The 18,581-nt window shown below is 32.2% G+C and carries 14 protein-coding genes; 2 read left to right on the top strand and 12 right to left on the bottom strand.

The window, feature by feature from the left end; genetic code table 11:
- Positions 1 to 52: 52 nt before the first annotated feature.
- The gene (locus SJY43_RS06450) at positions 53 to 895 is read left to right on the top strand and encodes a hypothetical protein (RefSeq protein ID WP_396603026.1); all 843 of its coding nucleotides are present in this window, start codon (positions 53 to 55) and stop codon (positions 893 to 895) included.
- 5 nt (positions 896 to 900) lie between these two features.
- Here the strand turns inward: SJY43_RS06450 and trxA are convergent, their stop codons facing one another.
- From trxA to msrB, 8 genes are all read right to left on the bottom strand, one after another.
- Positions 901 to 1,200 (bottom strand): thioredoxin, encoded by a 300-nt coding sequence (gene trxA, locus SJY43_RS06445; RefSeq protein WP_396603025.1) that lies wholly within the window; start codon positions 1,198 to 1,200, stop codon positions 901 to 903.
- A 108-nt stretch (positions 1,201 to 1,308) separates the two neighbouring features.
- Positions 1,309 to 5,001: a metallophosphoesterase gene (locus SJY43_RS06440; RefSeq protein ID WP_396603024.1), complete on the bottom strand. Its 3,693-nt coding sequence runs from the start codon at positions 4,999 to 5,001 to the stop codon at positions 1,309 to 1,311.
- Positions 5,002 to 5,047: 46 nt separating this feature from the next.
- The gene (locus SJY43_RS06435) at positions 5,048 to 6,004 is read right to left on the bottom strand and encodes an aldo/keto reductase (protein WP_396603023.1); all 957 of its coding nucleotides are present in this window, start codon (positions 6,002 to 6,004) and stop codon (positions 5,048 to 5,050) included.
- A gap of 57 nt (positions 6,005 to 6,061) precedes the next feature.
- Positions 6,062 to 7,285, bottom strand: a complete 1,224-nt coding sequence (locus SJY43_RS06430) for an alpha/beta fold hydrolase (RefSeq protein WP_396603022.1) — start codon at positions 7,283 to 7,285, stop codon at positions 6,062 to 6,064.
- Positions 7,286 to 7,324: 39 nt separating this feature from the next.
- Positions 7,325 to 7,819, bottom strand: a complete 495-nt coding sequence (msrA, locus tag SJY43_RS06425; protein ID WP_396603021.1) for a peptide-methionine (S)-S-oxide reductase MsrA — start codon at positions 7,817 to 7,819, stop codon at positions 7,325 to 7,327.
- 26 nt (positions 7,820 to 7,845) lie between these two features.
- A complete protein-coding gene (locus SJY43_RS06420) occupies positions 7,846 to 9,408 on the bottom strand; it encodes a YdiU family protein (RefSeq protein WP_396603020.1) in 1,563 nt (520 codons plus the stop codon).
- Positions 9,398 to 9,664 carry a glutaredoxin family protein gene (locus SJY43_RS06415; RefSeq protein WP_396603019.1) on the bottom strand — a complete coding sequence of 89 codons (267 nt, stop codon included), beginning with the start codon at positions 9,662 to 9,664 and terminating at the stop codon, positions 9,398 to 9,400. The genes SJY43_RS06420 and SJY43_RS06415 overlap by 11 nt, the downstream gene beginning before the upstream one ends.
- Before the next feature lie 22 nt (positions 9,665 to 9,686).
- Entirely contained in the window at positions 9,687 to 10,148 is a 462-nt protein-coding gene (gene msrB, locus SJY43_RS06410) for a peptide-methionine (R)-S-oxide reductase MsrB (RefSeq protein ID WP_396603018.1), read from the bottom strand.
- A 214-nt stretch (positions 10,149 to 10,362) separates the two neighbouring features.
- Between msrB and SJY43_RS06405 the strand changes: the two genes are divergently transcribed.
- On the top strand, positions 10,363 to 11,559 hold the full coding sequence (locus tag SJY43_RS06405) for a Pycsar system effector family protein (protein WP_396603017.1): 1,197 nt from the start codon (positions 10,363 to 10,365) through the stop codon (positions 11,557 to 11,559).
- On the opposite strand, the gene SJY43_RS06400 is transcribed toward SJY43_RS06405, so the two are convergent.
- The 4 genes from SJY43_RS06400 to SJY43_RS06385 all read right to left on the bottom strand — a co-directional run bounded on the left by SJY43_RS06400 (position 11,556) and on the right by SJY43_RS06385 (position 18,547).
- Complete coding sequence (locus SJY43_RS06400; RefSeq protein ID WP_396603016.1) at positions 11,556 to 13,928, bottom strand: GAF domain-containing protein; 2,373 nt, start codon at positions 13,926 to 13,928, stop codon at positions 11,556 to 11,558. The genes SJY43_RS06405 and SJY43_RS06400 overlap by 4 nt on opposite strands.
- A gap of 99 nt (positions 13,929 to 14,027) precedes the next feature.
- Positions 14,028 to 15,680, bottom strand: a complete 1,653-nt coding sequence (locus tag SJY43_RS06395) for an alpha-amylase family glycosyl hydrolase (RefSeq protein WP_396603015.1) — start codon at positions 15,678 to 15,680, stop codon at positions 14,028 to 14,030.
- Positions 15,681 to 15,684: 4 nt separating this feature from the next.
- A complete protein-coding gene (locus SJY43_RS06390) occupies positions 15,685 to 17,562 on the bottom strand; it encodes an alpha-amylase family glycosyl hydrolase (protein WP_396603014.1) in 1,878 nt (625 codons plus the stop codon).
- A gap of 4 nt (positions 17,563 to 17,566) precedes the next feature.
- Positions 17,567 to 18,547 (bottom strand): alpha/beta hydrolase, encoded by a 981-nt coding sequence (locus SJY43_RS06385; protein ID WP_396603013.1) that lies wholly within the window; start codon positions 18,545 to 18,547, stop codon positions 17,567 to 17,569.
- Between the last annotated feature and the right edge of the window lie 34 nt (positions 18,548 to 18,581).

Genomic DNA, 18,581 nt, shown 5'->3' with positions numbered 1-18,581 from the left:
ATTTAATTAAAATATCTGCGTAAATTTAGCATTCTAAATTTTGAATAACTAAATGAATAAACTTCTAATATTACTTTTTTTGATTATTTCTGGTTGCGATACTGGAAAACTAATTGTTATTGCAGACCTTCCTAAAACTTTAAACGAAGTTTCTGGAACCGAAATTACACCGAACACCAACTTAATTTGGATGTTAAATGATAGTGGCAACAAAGCTAAAATTTACGCCGTTAATAAAAAAGGAAAAATCGAAAAAGAATTAAAAATTAATGCTAAAAACAACGATTGGGAAGATTTAACTTCGGATAAGCATGGAAACTTATATATTGGAGACTTTGGAAACAACTTAAATAAAAGAAAAAACTTAGCTATTTTAAAAGTTAATAACCAATCATTAAACAGTTCTAATAACGTTGATATTGAACGTATTTCTTTCAGTTATCCAAATCAAACAAAATTTCCTCCCAAAAAGAAAAACATGCATTTTGATTGTGAAGCATTTTTTCATTTTAATGACAACTTATATCTATTTACTAAAAGTCGTGTAAAAGATGATTATGGAAAAACATCCTTATATAAAATCCCTGCAAAACCAGGACATCATATTGCTGAATTTATCAGCTCGTTTAACTCTTGCGATAAATTAAGTTGCTGGATTACATCAGCAGATATTAGTGATGATGAAAAAACTATAGCATTACTATCTCCTAAATCTGTTATGATATTCTCAAACTTTATTGCAGATGATTTTTTTAGCGGAACCGTTGATCAATATGATTTTTCTTTAGATTCACAGAAAGAAGGTGTTTGTTTCAAGGATGCTAAAACATTATTTATTACAGATGAAAAAGCACATGGAGAAGGCGGGAATTTATATAAATTTAGCCTCAATTAATTTCCTTAACCATGAATTTCAATAACGTTTACTAGGTCTTTTTTTTGTAGCACACCTGATTGTCTCCATTTTGGCGCGCCATCTTTAAATAAAATCATTGTAGGCACACTCCTTACTTGATACTTAGTTGCTAGCTCTTGATTTTTATCGATATCGACCTTCACTATTTTTATTGAATCGCCTAACTCAGCTTTTACATCTTTTAAAATTGGCATAAGCGCTTGACACGGCCCGCACCATGTTCCAAAAAAATCTACTAACACAACTTCTTCTGAAGTTATTATATCTTTAAAACTACTTTTCATATTGTCTTCAAATTATCATCTAAATAGTCGTAAAACGGATTAAAAAATTACAGTATCACTAACAGAATAGATTGACATGAGAAAACAAGTTAAGGGCGAAGTATTGTGTCAAAATTCAAAACCAACTTTAAACGCTAAACGCAAACCATCATCACTATTAAAAGCTGATAAATTTAAGGTTACAATATCCGCAGCATTTGCAAAAACGCCGCCACCTATTGAAGTATTCCACTTGTTTGAGTTAAAACCATTATTATTTAAAATTAATTCATTATCAACCCAAACACGTCCATAATCAAAACCGCCATAAACCCCTATATTTAAAGGCAACAGACCTGTTTTAATTTTTCGCAAATTTAAACGCAAATCGGTACTTTGATAAAATGAATTTTTGCCAGAAAAGCGTTCATTTCTATAACCACGCAATCCGTTATTAGCCCCTAAATTTGCAGCTTGATAAAACTCAAAATCATCACCAAAAATAAAATGCGCCTTGGCGTTTGTAGCAAAAACCAATTGACCGCTAGGAATCAATTTATGATCAAAACCAAGTTCTGGAATAAAATAAACAAACCCTTTAGAATCTTCTAAATTAGAAGTATACCCAAGCTGTAAACTTGTTTGCATTCCCAAAGTAGGAAATGCTTCGTTATCTTTATTCCTATAGCTATATTTAGCTTCTGCACTAATAAAATCTTTGTGGTTATCTTCTCCGTTTGCTACATAAAATGTATTTATAAATCTATCATTTGATTCTTCAACCTCAATAGATTCATAGCTTAAACCTAATTTTAAATGCGCACCTAACTCACCTCTCCAATTTAATGATGGCGCAAATTTTAGGGTACTTAATTTTACTCGATTATAATCTAAATCAAAATTATCTTCATCATCTACGTTAAAATTTGGGGTACTGTTTCCGAACCCAAAGAAGTTTACAGCATAATTAGGACTTGTTAGTTTAGCATTTAAGCCCAAATTCCAAGATCCAATAATATTAGCGAACTCACCATGATACTCAAAATCAAATCCGCTTGTGGCAAAATAATATGCTCCAGAAATAATGTGTTGAGAACTAAATGGATTACGCTCAAATCCATAATTAGTAAGTGTATTTATAAAGCCTATTTTAAATCCGTCGTCTGGATTTGCACCAAGTAAAGGCACAAACTGGTTAGTACTATTTTTTGGTTTACCGTAATGATATGTATTTGTTTCAAAATCGTCAGTTAAGTTTTTACTACCTTTATTTGTATCAAACTCATTCTTTTTCGATTTATAATCATAAACCTTAACTTTCTTTCCGTTTTCTATGGTATAAGTATCATTATTTTGCCCACCAATTAACCTTATTTTGATAAGATGATTTCCTTCACCTGAAACTTTAAAAACATCCTCATCATCTAATCCATAGATCCAAATTTCTTTTGTGTTAACTCTATTATATTTTTTTTCATGCAAAACAGTACCTTTTTCTCCATCCTTAATTCGAGATACTGTTAATTTTGTATTACCGTTTGGAAAACGTTCTATTTCGAACATATCGTCCTTATCAGTTCCTGTAACAATAGGTGTTTTATTAAGCGATTTGTAATACTCGCTTGCTATTTCTGGAAGGCTTTTAAGTCTAGCTTTTAGCACTCGCTTTATCTCTAAAACAGTTTGATCTTGAACTTCTTCTGGGAACGCCTTTAAAGCTTGATTAATAGCATTATCCGTTAAGTTGTTTTGAATAAATGCAACTTGCTCTTCCCATTGTTTTTTTGTAGTTTTATTAAGCAACATCATGTCTAAAGAAAACGGACTAGAATTAAAACCCTTCACATTTCTTATCTCATCATTAAAACCTTCCATTAAGTTTAATGACGGTACAATTCGAGTTGCTATATTCATTAAAGCACCATCTCCCATATTAGAAAATGCTTGATCTCTATCTCTTGGTATTGGCCTATAAACAACTTTACCATCTTCCTTAAACTCTGCCCAACGCCATTGATCAACATGCCTATCCCAATCTCCTATTACCATATCAAACAATCGAGCTCTTAAAAACATGACCTCATCAACTACATATTTTTCGTCTTTACGCAGATTCTTCATTAAATCGTCGGTACTTTCTATTTTATTTGAATTACCGAAACTCTTAAGATCTCCATGACCATTAGATACATGCTCTTCAATCATATATAACTCATCTCCAAAGCCAGAATTAAATGCTGCTAAAGCCTTTTGTTTTGGGATAAAATATAATACTGGATTCGTGTGATATAAATTTACCGCATCAGACAATCCTCCTGCAACAAACGGTGCATAAGGATGCGAACCTGTGTAAAAATCTTGTAACAATTCTACTGTAGCTGTTCCGTCAAACTGTCCTTCAATATACTGATCTTTGAAAGCCATGGCCTGCAAATACACCATTGCGCTTTTTTTAATAGCACGCATAACATAACGCTTACCTTCTTTATTTATTAATTGAAGTGATTTTGATTGATGCCCACCACCTTTTCTATAAGGTTTTAAGCCACCAAACAAGGTATCTAAATTAACCGTTGGCGCTTTTACTTTTGTTCCATAATACGCTCTGTACCGGTCACCCCAAATATATTTATGAAACCCGCTTTTATCAATTTCTTCTTCAGAATATATTGATGCCATTTTTTCATCTGGAAATAATTTATAATCAACATTATCTTCTTTTTGGTCTTCTGAAAACACTTCTGCCTGAAAAATCACCTTATCGCTTTTAGCTGAATAAAATCGAACCACAGATGATCCGTCTGTAAAAACATCTAACCTGGCATATCCTGATTCGCTTGAGGAAAAGGCATCATTCACATTACAAGTAGCCGTAGATTTAGAACCTGCTCCACTAATTATTTGCGGTAAGTTATCTTGAACTAAATATTGTAAACTATGTTCGTGACCCGACACAAAAAGTGCTTTGTCATTTTCTTGAGCCAATGTTACAATACGTTTTTTTAAGGCATTATATTTTTTGTTTTGTAAATCGGCAGGAGAAACACCACTTGTTTTTCTTAATACATTTTTTAAAGTTCCTAAAACAGGAATAGGTTTTAAGTGCGAACCAAAATCATATTGCCCACCATGAGGCCCATTGGAAAACATAGGATGATGTATCGCTATTATAGTCGTTTTACCTCGCGCCTTTTTTATTAAACCTTCAAACTCTTCAAAAAACTTAAACCTTGTTTTAATCTCGCAATCATCATTTATTGTTGGGTGTTTATTCCAGTTTGTTAAATACCACTCAGAATCAACAACAATCATTACAATATTATCCGTTATATCTACTTTTTGAATTGGACATCCATTTTCTGGAAGGAAAGTATTCTTTCCAAGAGCATCTTCAACATAGTCTTCTTGACGCTTTAACCCTTTTAAACCATTACTATACCAATCATGATTTCCAGGAATAAAAATAGTTCCCCCTTTAAAATCTTTTACAGCTTTAGTTTGAACCTCTAACTGATATTCGGCAAAAGCCCTGCTTTTATCACTTTTTTTAGGAAGCCCTTTAGGATAGATATTATCACCTAAAAATATCGCTGTACTATTCTTTGGAGCTTTATTTAATTCAGATTTAAATGCACTAATGCCTTCTGAAGTAGATCCCATGGGCGAGTTCCCGCCATCTCCAATTAAATAAAATGAATGTTCAATCTCCTTATCTGGAAAATGATAATTTGCCTCTACATTGTTATACTGCGCCTTGTATGTAGCACAAGCATTACAAAAAATTATAATAACAAATAGAACTGTTATCTTTTTAAACTTCATTTTATTTAAATTAATTATTTATTAAATATATTAATTACAATTTTATTTAGTTCCAATTTAGTGCATTACGCTCATTCCAATAGGCTTCTGGAGCGGTTCTTAAAGTTTGAAGCAATTGTATTTCTTCTTCAGTAAAACTAAAATTTAATGCCTGTAAATTTTGAGATAAATGTGTTTTATTTGAAGCCCCGCTTAGCACATACGTTGGCTGTAAATTCTCCATTACAAAACGCAATGCAACAGCATCGGCATCTACTTGGTATTTTTTTGATAACGCTTTTAAAATTTTATACTGTTCTTTATAACCTTGAAATTTTTCATTTTGAAAAACACGACCATTAGCTAAAGCTTCTTTAACAATCACTTTTTTACCTTGGCTAAGCGCTTCTTTTAAAATTGAAAAAGTAGACTGTTCAAAAACATTATAGGTTACTTGAAAACTATCAAACAGGCTTGATCCGTCAATATTAACTTTTAAAGCAGCATCAATTACTTCTTTTTGGTTTGCGCCACTAGTTGTAATTCCTATTATTAAACCTGTTTCCTTTTTAATTTGATGTAATTGATTTAAAACTGCTTGATTTTTTAAAATACCACTTTCAAAAGTTGCTGAATGCACTTGGTAGTATTTAAGCTTTGGCAACATGTGCTTTGAAACCTTCCATTGCTCTTTTAGCTTTTCTAGAGTATGCTCTTTAACCTCGTGTTTGCCTTCAAAACCCAACTCCCAATTCGCAACATAGGTATAACCCCATTTTGTCCCTAAAACAACATCTGTATGATTTCTGTCGTTATTCCATTTGATTAAATACGCCTCTCCTTTCCCGTAAGAAGGTGCTGTATCAAAATACCTAACTCCTAATTTATAAGCCTCATCTAATACTAAATACGCATTTTTCTTGAAGGCCTCTTCAGACTTATCAATAGCATTATCTGTTCTAATATTTATATATTCTGGTCTTCCTAAAGCTGCTAAGCCTAACCCTATTTTTGTTTTAGTCATAATATTATTTATAATCGTATTTTACATTACAAGTTTCACGTGCATATGTATCCGATTTTATGAATTTATAAGTTCTGTTTCTATTATTACTTCGCTTTGCAATGTTTTATGAACTGGGCATTTTGAAGCTATTTCTTTTAATCTAGTTTTTTGTTGTTCATCTAAATTCCCAATAAATTTTAATCTTTTTTGCAAATGATCTATTCTTGTTGGTTTATCTAAATCTAACAACAAATCGTCACTATGCTTCTTTGAATATGTTATATAAGCATACACTTCTTGTAAATCCCATTTCTTGCGTTGGGCATACATTTTAAGAGTCATTACGGTACATGCTGCAAGCCCAGCACTTAAATAATCGTATGGAGATGGCCCGAAATCGTCTCCTCCAATACTAGCAGGTTCGTCTGCAACAAAATTATGTTTTTTAGTTTGAATAGATGTTGTAAAGTTATCTTCAACTAGGTTTAAGTGCGCTACTAATTGTTCTCCTTTAGTATCTAACATGGTGTTATCTTCTGTTTCAAAATAACGTTGTACCCAAGTTCCAATCATATTTCCCACATATCTACTGTCTTTAACGTTTGACAGTAAATGATCCGCATCATCTAAACTCACAAAACTCTTTGGATGATGGGCATCGTGATACAACTTATGCGCATTTTCAATACCAACTACCCTATCAAATGGAGCGTGCATTATCAACAAAGGTTTCCGTAAGTTTTTAGTAATTTCTGGTAAATCGATTTTACCGAAATCTTGAACAAATTCTTCATTTATCTTAAAGGGTCTACCACCAATATTCACTTCAACTTCACCTTTTTGTTTAACCTCCTCTATACCGTGAGAAAACAAATGTGTAACATGGCTTACAGATGCAGGAGCTCCAACTGTAGCAACAGCTTTTATGTTTTCTAATTTTGATGCTGCAACAATTACTGCCGCACCGCCAAGAGAATGCCCAACTAATAAACTTGGCGCTTTGTAATGCGCTTTTAAGTACTCATTTACAGCTAATAAATCGTCCACATTTGCAGAGAAATGGCTTTCTGAAAATTCACCTTCACTTCTTCCTAAACCCGTAAAATCAAATCGCAAAACCCCAAAACCATGACTTGTAAGCGACTTGCTAATATTTCTTACTGCTCCTAACGTACTACTGCATGTAAAACAATGAGCAAAAATGGCATAATAATGCGGTTTCTGGTCTACAGGTAATTCTAAATAAGCCTGCAATTTATGTCCTTTTTTATTTTTTATATTAAGTTTAATACTGCTCATTGCTTAGATGTATAAATTTATTTTAATTTGAAAATTGATTTATATAAAACTTTCTTCAAATCTTTCGAAATGGCAAGTATACCCATTAGGTATTCTAACTAAATAATCTTGATGCTCTGGTTCTGCTTTCCAAAATGTAGAATATGGTTCTAAAGTCGTTACTGCATCGCCTTCCCATTTACCCGAATCGTTAACAATTTTAATCATGGCTTCAGCTTGGCTTTCTTCTTCCTCATTCTGAAAAAATATAGCAGACCTATAGCTAGAGCCTCTATCATTACCTTGTCTATCTATTGTTGTAGGATTATGAATTCTGAAGAAATAATCTAAAATTTCTCTGAATGATGTTTCGTTTGGGTCGTAAGTTAACTCTATGCCTTCCGCATGGCCAGGATGATTTTTGTAAGTGGGATTATCATTTTCTCCACCAATATAACCAACTTCGGTATCTTTAATTCCTGGTCGCACTCTAAATAAATCTTCCATTCCCCAGAAGCAACCTCCTGCTATATATGCTTTTTTATAATTTTTCATTTTTTTAAATTTTATTTTTTAATCTATTACGAACTACAAGATAACATAGAACAGCCTACTTTATCTCTTGCCCATTCTGGACGTTTAGCAAACCATTTTTGATATTCCGGTTGCTCATTATATGGTTTTTTAAGCATATTAAACAATTCATCTATCAGCTTATAATCACCTTTATCTGCATCATCAATGGCTAGTTGAGCCATATAATTTCGTAGCACATATTTAGGATTTACTTGATTCATTTTCTCCATTCTTTCTTTTTGAGAAAAAGACTCTGTCGTTAATCTTTTAGAATACTTATCAAACCATTCATTCCATCGTTTTTCTATATTTCCAATAACCTCATCTGGTTTATAAAAAGCATCATGAATTACTTTAAGACCTTCAGACGGATTCTCTTTTTTAAAATCACTTAGATTTCTAAAAAAAATGGTCATATCGATTTCGGTTAAATGCAAAACATCTTCTAACTCTAGAATAAACGCACTATCGGTTTCATCTTCAAGTTGCAAACCTAATTTAGAGCGAATCATCTTCAACCTTTCTATTTCAAAATTATCTTTGTATTGATTTAAAATGGTTTCCAATGGTTCGGCATCGTTAATTAAAGGATAAATGGCATTTGCCAATTGCAGTAAATTCCATAATCCAATATTTGGTTGGTTACCATAACGGTATCGCTTATGTTGTCTATCTGTGGTATTTGGTGTCCAGCCATAATCATAGCCTTCTAACCAACCATAAGGCCCATAATCTATCGTTAAACCAAGTATTGACATATTATCTGTATTCATAACTCCGTGAACAAAACCTACACGTTGCCAATGAATTATCATATCTAGCGTACGCTCTGAAACGGTTTTAAAAAACTGAATATATGTTTCTTTTGATGGTTCTCCTAAATGCGTAAAATGATGCTTTATTGTATAATCCACCAAAGTTTTTAGTGTCTCGTCATCTTGGTTTGCGGCAAAAATTTGAAAACTTCCGAAACGCAAAAACGACTCTGCTGTTCTGCAAACAATGGCGCCTTTTTCGTAAGCTGAATTTCCGTCGTACATAACATCACGTAAAACTTGATCTCCTGATAACGCTAGCGATAAAGCTCGTGTTGTTGGTACTCCTAAATGATACATTGCTTCGCTGCATAAATACTCTCTAACTGAAGATCGCAATACAGCTAAACCATCGGCATTTCTTGAATATGGTGTTTCTCCAGCTCCCTTAAGCTGTACTTGCCAATTGGTATTATCATGTTCAACTTCAAATAAATTAATGGCGCGTCCATCTCCTAATTGTCCTGCCCAATTTCCGAATTGATGCCCGCCATAACACATGGCATATGGATTAGTATTTGGCAATACTTCATTGCCTGTAAACACTTTTAAAAATGCTTCACTTTTTGCATCAGCCTCAGATAACCCTAAATTATTGAGCATTTCTGGTGATGTATGAAGTAATTCTGGATTTGCAGTTTGTTTAGGCTTAACAAAAGAAAAACATGCGTTTACCACCTGTCGCCTATTATTTTCTAGAATTGAATCTGCTGGTAATTCTTGGTTAAATATATCTTTTATGTTAAGTTTCATTATACTTTTCTTTCTGTTTTTTAATCCATTTATCCAATTCTGAATCAGATGGATTTCTTAACTTTTTTTCTCCAATGGTAATTGTTGGGAAATTAAGTTTTCTGCTTTTATACAAACCCCTTAATTCTTCCGCGTAAGCGCTATTTAACTCAACATCGAGAAGCAAATAATTTAAATTTAAATCTTTAAAATAAGCTTTATAATATTGGGTTTTATGGCAACGCTCTGCTCCATACAATTTGATATGTGGCATCATTATTACATGGTTTATATTCTATTTAACTGCCATTTGAATCACCTTTCTCTAATTGCATAGATTCAGAATTTATGCAATAACGCAGTCCACTAGGTTCCGGTCCATCAGGGAATACATGACCCAAATGCCCATCGCAAGTATTGCACATAACTTCAACACGCACCATTCCAAATGCAGTATCGCGTTTGTACTTAATAGCATTTTCTTTAATTGGCTGTGTAAAACTTGGCCATCCTGTACCAGATTCAAACTTAATAGTAGAATCGAACAATGGTGTATCGCAACACACACAGTTATATTTACCAGCTTCGTGAATGCTACAAAGCGCACCACTATGAGGCCTTTCAGTCCCTTTAAGTCTTGTGATTCTAAATTGTTCTGGGGTTAAATAAGCCTTCCATTCGGCTTCTGTTTTTTCGACACGTTTGTCGGGAGTTGGATTTCCTTTTACTGAAAAATTGATAACTTCTTTCCACGTTAGCATAATATGGTTCCTTTCTTTTTTTAGTTAAATATAATATGCTTTTTCAACATTGTAATATGTCGAAACTAGATTCAAAAACTTACAATGCAAATATTACATAAAAACAATTGAAAGTAATAATGAAATTTACGACAAATTTATTCGATACACTTACTTTAATTTAAGTTCTTAAAGTTTAGTATTTTTACTAAATAATCGTTTACAACTTCGAGCTATGCTGATTGAAAAAACTGAAAAATTTGTAATTAATCTTTTAAATGATAATCTAGACACATCGTATACTTATCATAACGTTTCACATACACAACGTGTAGTAGAAGATGCCAAAAAATTAGCCGAACTTTCTAATATTACTGAAGACCAAAAGAATCTTCTATTGATTGCGGCATGGTTACACGATACCGGTTATACTAAAAATGCAGAAAAACATGAAAATGAAAGTATAAAAATGGCAAAAGTCTTTTTAAAAGAACAAGCATGCTCTGAAAATGATATTAAAATTATTTGTGATTTAATTTTAGCTACTAAAATAGATACCACCCCTAAAAACACTTTAGAAAAGATTATTAAAGATGCTGACTGTTCGCATATTGGAAGTAAAAATTATTTTGAAATTTCAGAATTGCTTAGAAAAGAATGGGAATTACTATGGAATAAAACCTATAGCGAAATAGAATGGATAGATGAAAATATTAATTTCCTAACTGTAAAGCATCGCTATTATACTATTGAAGCAGTAAATCTTTGGGGTAAACGAAAAGACAAAAATTTATCAAAATTGTTAATATCTCGGAAAAAAGTAAAAGGTGAACAAAAAAAACTTTCACAAAAAAAGGCCGAGCTAAGCTTCAAAAAGAATAAAATAGAATTACCTGAACGAGGTATTGAAACCATGTTTCGCGTTACATTAAAAAACCACATTACCTTAAGCAATATTGCAGATACTAAAGCAAATATTTTACTTTCTGTAAATGCTATTATAGTCTCTTTAGTCCTATCTAATTTGGTTTCTAAACTTGATAATGCATCAAACGCTTATTTAATTACACCTACTGTTATTTTTGTTTTATTTACCGTAGCCTCTATCATTTTATCTATTTTGGCAACTAGGCCAAATGTTACTAGAGGAGAATTTACTAAAGAAGATGTTGCGCAGAAAAAAGTAAACCTTTTATTTTTTGGAAACTTTCATAAAATGAGCCTTAATGATTTTGAATGGGCCATGGGAGAAATGATGCAAGACCGTGACTATTTATATTCCTCAATGAAAAAAGATTTATATTTTTTGGGACTCGTTTTAGATAAAAAATATAAAATTCTTCGTCTTACTTATTCTGTATTTATGATTGGAATTATAGTAAGCGTGATTGCTTTTGCAATTGCTTTTAAAGCTTCTGGAGCAGGGGCTTAAGCATTAATCTCGTTCATTAAATCATTATACGTGTAAAATGATTTATCGCCTTTTTTCTTGTGATATAATACGCTAACCCTAATAGCCTTTAAGCCTGTTACAGCTTGCAAATCTTCCAAGTCTACTATTTCTACATCGGTATCTAAATAGTGTTTAGATTGTAAAAATTTGATATATTTTAAATACTCTCTTTCGTCTTGTTTTTGAGAATATACAATACTTATTTTCCCTTTTTGAGTAACACGTTCGGTTGTTCCTTTTATATAGGCTTTATCTACACGTTTTTTAACAATTTCGTAGCGCGCGTTATAAGTCCCATCTACATCAAACTGCCTTTCATCCATTCTAAAACTAATAGTTAATGGCTGATTAAATACTAAAATCATAGACGCTACATCAAGAGAAACCGGAAATTCAGATTTCATTTGATAATAACTATTTTCCATTTCGCACATAACTTGTAATTGCCATAAACGTAAATTGTATAAATAAACAGGATTAAAGCTCTCTTCTTTAGTAATAGACTCACCTATATACATATTATGCTCTACGCCATCTGTTTTAAAACGTTCGAAAAAATGAGGATACATGTTCTGAGCTTGATGTTGCTTTTTATCTAATAAAGATGCCATTTCTTTATTAATTTTAGCTATGGTTTTATCATAAGCTTTTCTGTGCTTATACAACACATTCAAATCAGTATTAATACTAGAATAGTATGTTTCAATTTTATCTTTTAAAAACTTAAAAGAACGTAAATGTTTAAATACCGGATCTATGTCTTCTTTTATAAAGTTTGATATTTGTTGTTCGCTATCTACTTGAAAATTTGCCTTTGTGTTATCTAGAAAGTCATTTATTTGATAGATATATTGGTCATAAATTGGTAGGCTTTCATTCTTTGAAATCGAATTAAAAACATCTTTTATGGAATTAAGCTGCAATATTAAATCTTGCTGAGTCGCTTTATTTCTAGCCTCAGAAGATCCTTTAATATCTATTTGTCCGTAAAGCGGGTAAACATTTTCGAATGCAATTTTTTTAAAACTTGGTTCTACACCATTCAATTCATCCTTAATAAATGCCCTTGCTTCTTTTTCGAATCGCCATTTAACACTTGAATGAACAGATGTGCATTCTTGCTGTATAATGGCTTCTATTAAATTTTCTTCTTCATTTTTTGAACGCTCTACTGCAGAAATAATAAAAGGCATAACATCAACCAACTTGTTTGCATTGATACTATTTAACACTCTGGGTATATTTGATACTATTTCAATAATTCCCATTAAACCTTCATCATTAGCTATAGGTGCAAAAATGGCGCTTTTTATTCCTTGCTCATGCAAACTTATTATATGAGGTGCTCTACCTTTTGCTTTTACGAACATTCTATCTACATCTGATATAGAGAAATACTTATTCTCTTTTAACAACCTATTATAAGACCATCGGCATAAGGCATCAGAGCATTTCTCAGAATCTCTATCTCCTAGAAGAAAGCTTTTCATACCTGCGCCATAAACACGCTCAAACGTTCCTTCTCCTTTATTATAAATTGAAAAACCAACCTTAATATCTTTTAACATAAGAAGCGATCTAAAAATCTCGTGGAAACCTTCCATAAAATTCTCACTTTTACGTTTATTCTCTCCAATAAGCGTTGATTTGATATTAGATATAGATTGATCTGCAGTAACATCAAAAATATTAGAAATTACGAAGCCTTTAAACACATAACTATTTGGCGGGAATTTCTCTTTCCAAAGCGCAATGTTTTCAAAATTATCTAATAACTCTTTATAATCTTCTTCTGTAATTCTCTTTGCGTCATCTGTTGGAGTAATTTCACAAAAATCGGCATTATATAATATTTTATAATAATGGAGTATACCGTTCTCATCAGGTATTTCGTAGTAAAACGGTCGCTTAAAATTTAAATTATATCCGTAACAAAAATTCAAAATGATGGTACACGCAATAATATACCTTTCCTCATCTGGCATATTTTTTATCTGAAGCTCAAAATCAGGTCCAGCAGTTTTAATTATATTTTTAAAACGTTCGGATGAATTAAAAATTAAATCATGAAAGGGTACAGATGCTGTTTTTATCTCGTTTTTAGTTAATACAGGCGCAAAAGAATCTTGAAGAATTATACTTATCTCTTTTTCTCGATCTTTTAAAACCTGAGTATCACTAAATCCTGTTCTTAATTCGGGATAAGATTCTACAGCTTTTAAAACACGCTTTGCATTAGCAGACAAGAATTTATCTTCGCTATTAACTAAATCTTCATAATGCTCAAGTAGTTTACTAAAACCAACTTTAAGCATCATTGGCGAATCAATACTGTCATTAATATCCATACCAAAAGAATTTTTGTAAAACAAAATTACGAATTATTGTGTTAGTCGATATAAATTAGACTTCCTAACCACAATTTTGTTACATACAATAACGTGTTTCTATACTTTTTCTAAAAGAACAATATTAAATTCAGAATTTAGTGTAATGTTCCCATCTATCACTTTATTTGATAGGCCAGAATATGTATCACGAAGTATATCACCATTCTTAAATACTTTTGAAACGTCTATTACCTTTTCTCCAATACTTAGATCTAAACCAACAACAACCAAATCATTAAAATCACCTTTTGAAAAGCTTCTATAAAATAGATAAGGCGATTCAGTTATCATTTGATGAACACCTGCTCCAATAGCAGGATGATTAGCACGGAACTGCCCTAATTTTTGCCAATGCTCTAAAATTTTATTTGTTTCAGAATTATCTTTAATAGCATCCCAATTCATGAATGAGCGTAAAGTGGCGTCGCCTTCTGTACCTTTAACGACCAATGAACGCGCAGACTCATCTCCATAATACACTTGCGATGCTCCTAGGCAAAGTATTAATTTTGTTGCTGTTTCATATGGCTTTTCACGATTAGCATCAAAGGGTTGACCATCATCGTGCGAACTTAAATAATTTAAAACGCTATAGCCTTTTAGTTCTGAATTTAATATTTCAGAATATTTTTTGAATGTTTCCTCGGTTGACATTTGAGCTGCATTCCATTTCATTTCAAAATTTATAAGTCCATTGAAAGCCTTATCAAAATAATTGACTTTTTTATCTCCAAAATCGAATGCTTTGGTAGCCGAAATACCGTAGTTATAAACCTCTCCTACTAAATAGAAATTATTATCATCAAGAACTTTTTCTGGATTTGCTTTTTTGAATTCAGCGAAAGCATAATCACATTCTTTACGAAATTCTTGCCAAACTTGCTCTTCAACATGCTTAACCGTGTCTACACGGTAACCATCAATACCAAATTCTGTAATATAATCTGTGAGCCATTTCATGATGTAAAATCGAGGTGCTCTTGGATGTTTTGAACGTTTAAAAAATGCATCTAATTCTGCAATTTCTTGTTCATACCTACCCTCTGCTTTCCATTTTTTAACTATTTGAGGTGGTAACTCGACCGCCTCATTACTTTCTGTTTTAATATCTGGAAGGTTTTTTACCAACGTACATGTAATGGTATTATCATAAGATTGATAATCGCATTGTGGTTCTGTTCGCACCCAATTTTCTGGCCATACAGAATCTTTATTTGTAACTGGCCCGGTATGGTTAATTACAGCATCTAATAAAATCCGAATACCATATTTATGGGCAGTATCTACTAATTGATGTAAATCTTGTTTGGTTCCAAAATTTGGATCTAAAGCAGTCCAATCACTCGTCCAATAACCATGAAAGCCATAACTTACGCCAGTACCTTCATCTGTTCCGCCATGAATTTGCTCTACTACTGGCGTCATCCAAATGGCATTGATTCCTAAATCGGTAAAATAACCTTCCTCAATTTTTTGAGTAATGCCTTTTATATCTCCACCTTTAAATCCTCGGAGTTTTCCCGTTTCTAAAGTTCTATCAAAATTTATATCGTTTGTTATATCTCCATTATTAAATCGATCTGTTAGTAAAAAGTAGACATTTGCTGCTTCCCAAACAAAAGGTGTTTTTGGTTTTTCATTAATTGCTGCTTTCTTTTCTTCACAATTAAAAAGACATAAACACACTAATAATATAAATATGTTTTTCATGACGCTATTGTATTTTTAGGATGAATGATTCTAAGGCTTCTAACCTGATTTTTAAAACTCCAATACTATTTTCGATTATTAAAGTTGAGTTGAATTGATTGTACAATTGATCTGTAACCTTATAAGTCTTACTTTCCAACCTCAACGCTTCAACAACATCTTTCGGGATTTTTAATTCAAATTCATAACTGTTTTTATCATCAAAGTTTGAAATAATTATTAGTTTCTCATCTTCACTCCAACGTACAAATGATAGTACTTTGTCACTATAATTATTAGTCTGCTCTCTATTATACAACTGCAAGTCTTTGTAGTTTCCTGTTAAAGCAGAACTATGTATTGTGAAATTTAAGAGTCTTTTGTAAAAATCTCTTAAATCCTTTTCTTCTGTTGTTAATTGACCTCCGTCAAATTGTTTATTATTCACCCAACGCTGATGTGCCGGGACTCCCACATAATCGAAAATCGAGGTTCTTGTTGGCGATCCAAATCCGGCATTTTCAGACCCATCTTCTCCTACTTCCTGACCAAAATAAATCATAGTTGGTGCTGTTGTAGAGGTTGCCGAAACTACCATAGCTGGCTTACCTTTTTCTGCATTTCCTGCAAAATCTGGGCTTGCTAAACGTTGCTCATCATGGTTTTCTAGAAAGTGCAACATATTATGTTCTATATCTCTTAATTCTTCAAGAATATGTGGAATATAATCTGTTTTACCATGTCCTTGCATCACACTTTTTATGGTATCATACAATTGAACTTTATCATATAAATAATCCATTTTCCCTTTCTTTATATAATCTCTATAAAGTGAAGGATTATAAACTTCAGCAAGTAAAAAAGCATCTGAATTTTTCATTTTGATAGCGGAATTCATATAACTCCAAAACTCCACAGGCACCATTTCTGCCATATCATATCGAAAGCCATCAACATCCATATTCAACCAATAGAGAGCTATATCTCTAAACTTCACCCATGAATTTGGAACGGTTTTATCTTTCCAAAAATTATAATGATTTATATAATCTTCATTTTCAAATCCTTCTGGAAGTTCATCAAAGTCCTTTTTCCCATCTGGAGAAATACCATAGTTAACTTTAACCGTCTCATACCAATCGTTCATATCTGGTTGCGATAATCTAGAACCATTTCCTGTCCATTTTGCTGGCATTTCTGGAAACTCACCATCTTCAAGTGGGTGTTTTTCATTCCCTAAAGGTGAATAATTATTCTTCCAAACTGGCACCTTAAAAGCTTCATCTGGATTGTAATAAAAGTTATTATTTGCATTGTAAATAACAGATGTATCATCATCTTCTCCAAAATCCCTAATACCATCTGGCTTTGAAATACTCTTATAATTTCTAGCAACATGGTTAGGAACAATATCAATAATAACTTTCAAACCAGCTTCATGCGTTCGTTTTATAAGAGCCTGAAATTCCTCTAATCTATTTTCAACATTTACAGCTAAATCTGGGTTTACATTATAATAATCTTTAACAGCATAAGGAGAGCCTGCTCGTCCTTTCACAACATCTGGATCATCATTTGAAATCCCGTATTTGCTATAATCTCTAATAACATCATGGTGTGGTACACCTGTATACCAAATATGGGTTACACCTAAATCTTTAATTTCTTTTAAAGCTTTGGCAGTAAAATCGTTGAATTTGCCAACGCCATTTTCCTCGATAGTTCCCCATGGCTTATTGGTTGTAATTGTGTTCCCAAATAGTCTTGTAAAGACTTGATAAACGACATACTTTTTCTTGTTATCCTGAACATTATTCATTTCTCTATTCTCCCCTGTTTTTTGTTCTCTACAGCTTAAACCCGTAATCATTATTGCTATTAATATGTATTTGATTAATTTCATTTTATTATTGTCCTAACAGAAACGTTAAAGGTTTATTAAGTCTTTGATTCCATGCGTTTTCTGAATGATTTGTGCCTTCAAATTTTAAATTTCTGAAATTATGTTCTTTATATCCTTTAGATGTGAAAATTTGCGAAACAGTTGGCGCATACTGTGGATAGTGAGCGTCTAATGTTTTTGTTCCAAAATCAAAGTATAATTTATGTGTTTTTGGATTAGGCAAGTTGTTTTCCATGTATTTAAAAATAGCACTTGGGAGTGGGTTATTATCTATTGGGTTTGCTCCTGGCCAATGTGTAGATAGACAAGCCGCTCCACCAAAAATATTTGGGTATTCGCAAATAGCATACAAACTCATTAATCCACCCATACTCGAACCCATTACAAATGTATTCTCTTTAGATTTAAATACTGAAAACTCTGAATCTACAATTGGTTTTAGTTCGTCTACTAAAAACTTTAAATAATTATCGCCATTAAGTCTAGTGCCTTGCTTAATTTGATTAGATTGATTATTTATCGCTTCTTTATCCTGCTCACTTAAATATTTAAATGTTTTTTGCGGAAATAAATCTAGCCAGCGTTCTTCTGCTATATTATGAATAGCCACAACTATAAAATCTGAAGTTGTTTTTTCATGCATTAATTTTGTAGCCCATTCATCAACCTTCCATTCTTGCTTATTCCAGGTTGTAGTAGAGTCAAATAACATTTGACCATCGTGCATATAAACCACCGCATAGTGCTTTGTATCACTATAATTACCTGGCAACCAAATATCAACTGGCCTAGGGGTTATATATTTTGATGGAAATTTATCTAATCTCATTAATTTACCACCAAATAATTTTGCGTGAGGATAATTTTTAAAATAAGTAACATCTTTAGTTTGTATAACTTTGGAAGTAGCCTTTTTTTCTTCATTCTTACAAGACACTACAAACATGAGTAATAATGCAATTATAGTCCAACTTTTAGTAAACATTTATGCGGTCTTAAATTTATAATTTTAATAAAAT

It is taken from the genome of Algibacter sp. R77976, assembly GCF_044594645.1.
GTDB lineage: Bacteria > Bacteroidota > Bacteroidia > Flavobacteriales > Flavobacteriaceae > Algibacter_B.
This window is presented reverse-complemented; position numbering and strand designations above follow the sequence as displayed.

Excerpts from the sequence above, each read along its gene's own strand:
- SJY43_RS06420 (WP_396603020.1), bottom strand. The coding sequence starts at position 9,408 with ATGAAACTTAACATAAAAGATATATTTAACCAAGAATTACCAGCAGAT.
- SJY43_RS06435 (WP_396603023.1), bottom strand. The coding sequence starts at position 6,004 with ATGACTAAAACAAAAATAGGGTTAGGCTTAGCAGCTTTAGGAAGACCA.
- SJY43_RS06450 (WP_396603026.1), top strand. The coding sequence starts at position 53 with ATGAATAAACTTCTAATATTACTTTTTTTGATTATTTCTGGTTGCGAT.
- SJY43_RS06415 (WP_396603019.1), bottom strand. The coding sequence starts at position 9,664 with ATGATGCCACATATCAAATTGTATGGAGCAGAGCGTTGCCATAAAACC.
- msrB (WP_396603018.1), bottom strand. The coding sequence starts at position 10,148 with ATGCTAACGTGGAAAGAAGTTATCAATTTTTCAGTAAAAGGAAATCCA.
- SJY43_RS06385 (WP_396603013.1), bottom strand. The coding sequence starts at position 18,547 with ATGTTTACTAAAAGTTGGACTATAATTGCATTATTACTCATGTTTGTA.
- SJY43_RS06430 (WP_396603022.1), bottom strand. The coding sequence starts at position 7,285 with ATGAGCAGTATTAAACTTAATATAAAAAATAAAAAAGGACATAAATTG.
- SJY43_RS06440 (WP_396603024.1), bottom strand. The coding sequence starts at position 5,001 with ATGAAGTTTAAAAAGATAACAGTTCTATTTGTTATTATAATTTTTTGT.
- SJY43_RS06400 (WP_396603016.1), bottom strand. The coding sequence starts at position 13,928 with ATGGATATTAATGACAGTATTGATTCGCCAATGATGCTTAAAGTTGGT.
- msrA (WP_396603021.1), bottom strand. The coding sequence starts at position 7,819 with ATGAAAAATTATAAAAAAGCATATATAGCAGGAGGTTGCTTCTGGGGA.
- SJY43_RS06405 (WP_396603017.1), top strand. The coding sequence starts at position 10,363 with ATGCTGATTGAAAAAACTGAAAAATTTGTAATTAATCTTTTAAATGAT.
- SJY43_RS06395 (WP_396603015.1), bottom strand. The coding sequence starts at position 15,680 with ATGAAAAACATATTTATATTATTAGTGTGTTTATGTCTTTTTAATTGT.
- SJY43_RS06390 (WP_396603014.1), bottom strand. The coding sequence starts at position 17,562 with ATGAAATTAATCAAATACATATTAATAGCAATAATGATTACGGGTTTA.
- trxA (WP_396603025.1), bottom strand. The coding sequence starts at position 1,200 with ATGAAAAGTAGTTTTAAAGATATAATAACTTCAGAAGAAGTTGTGTTA.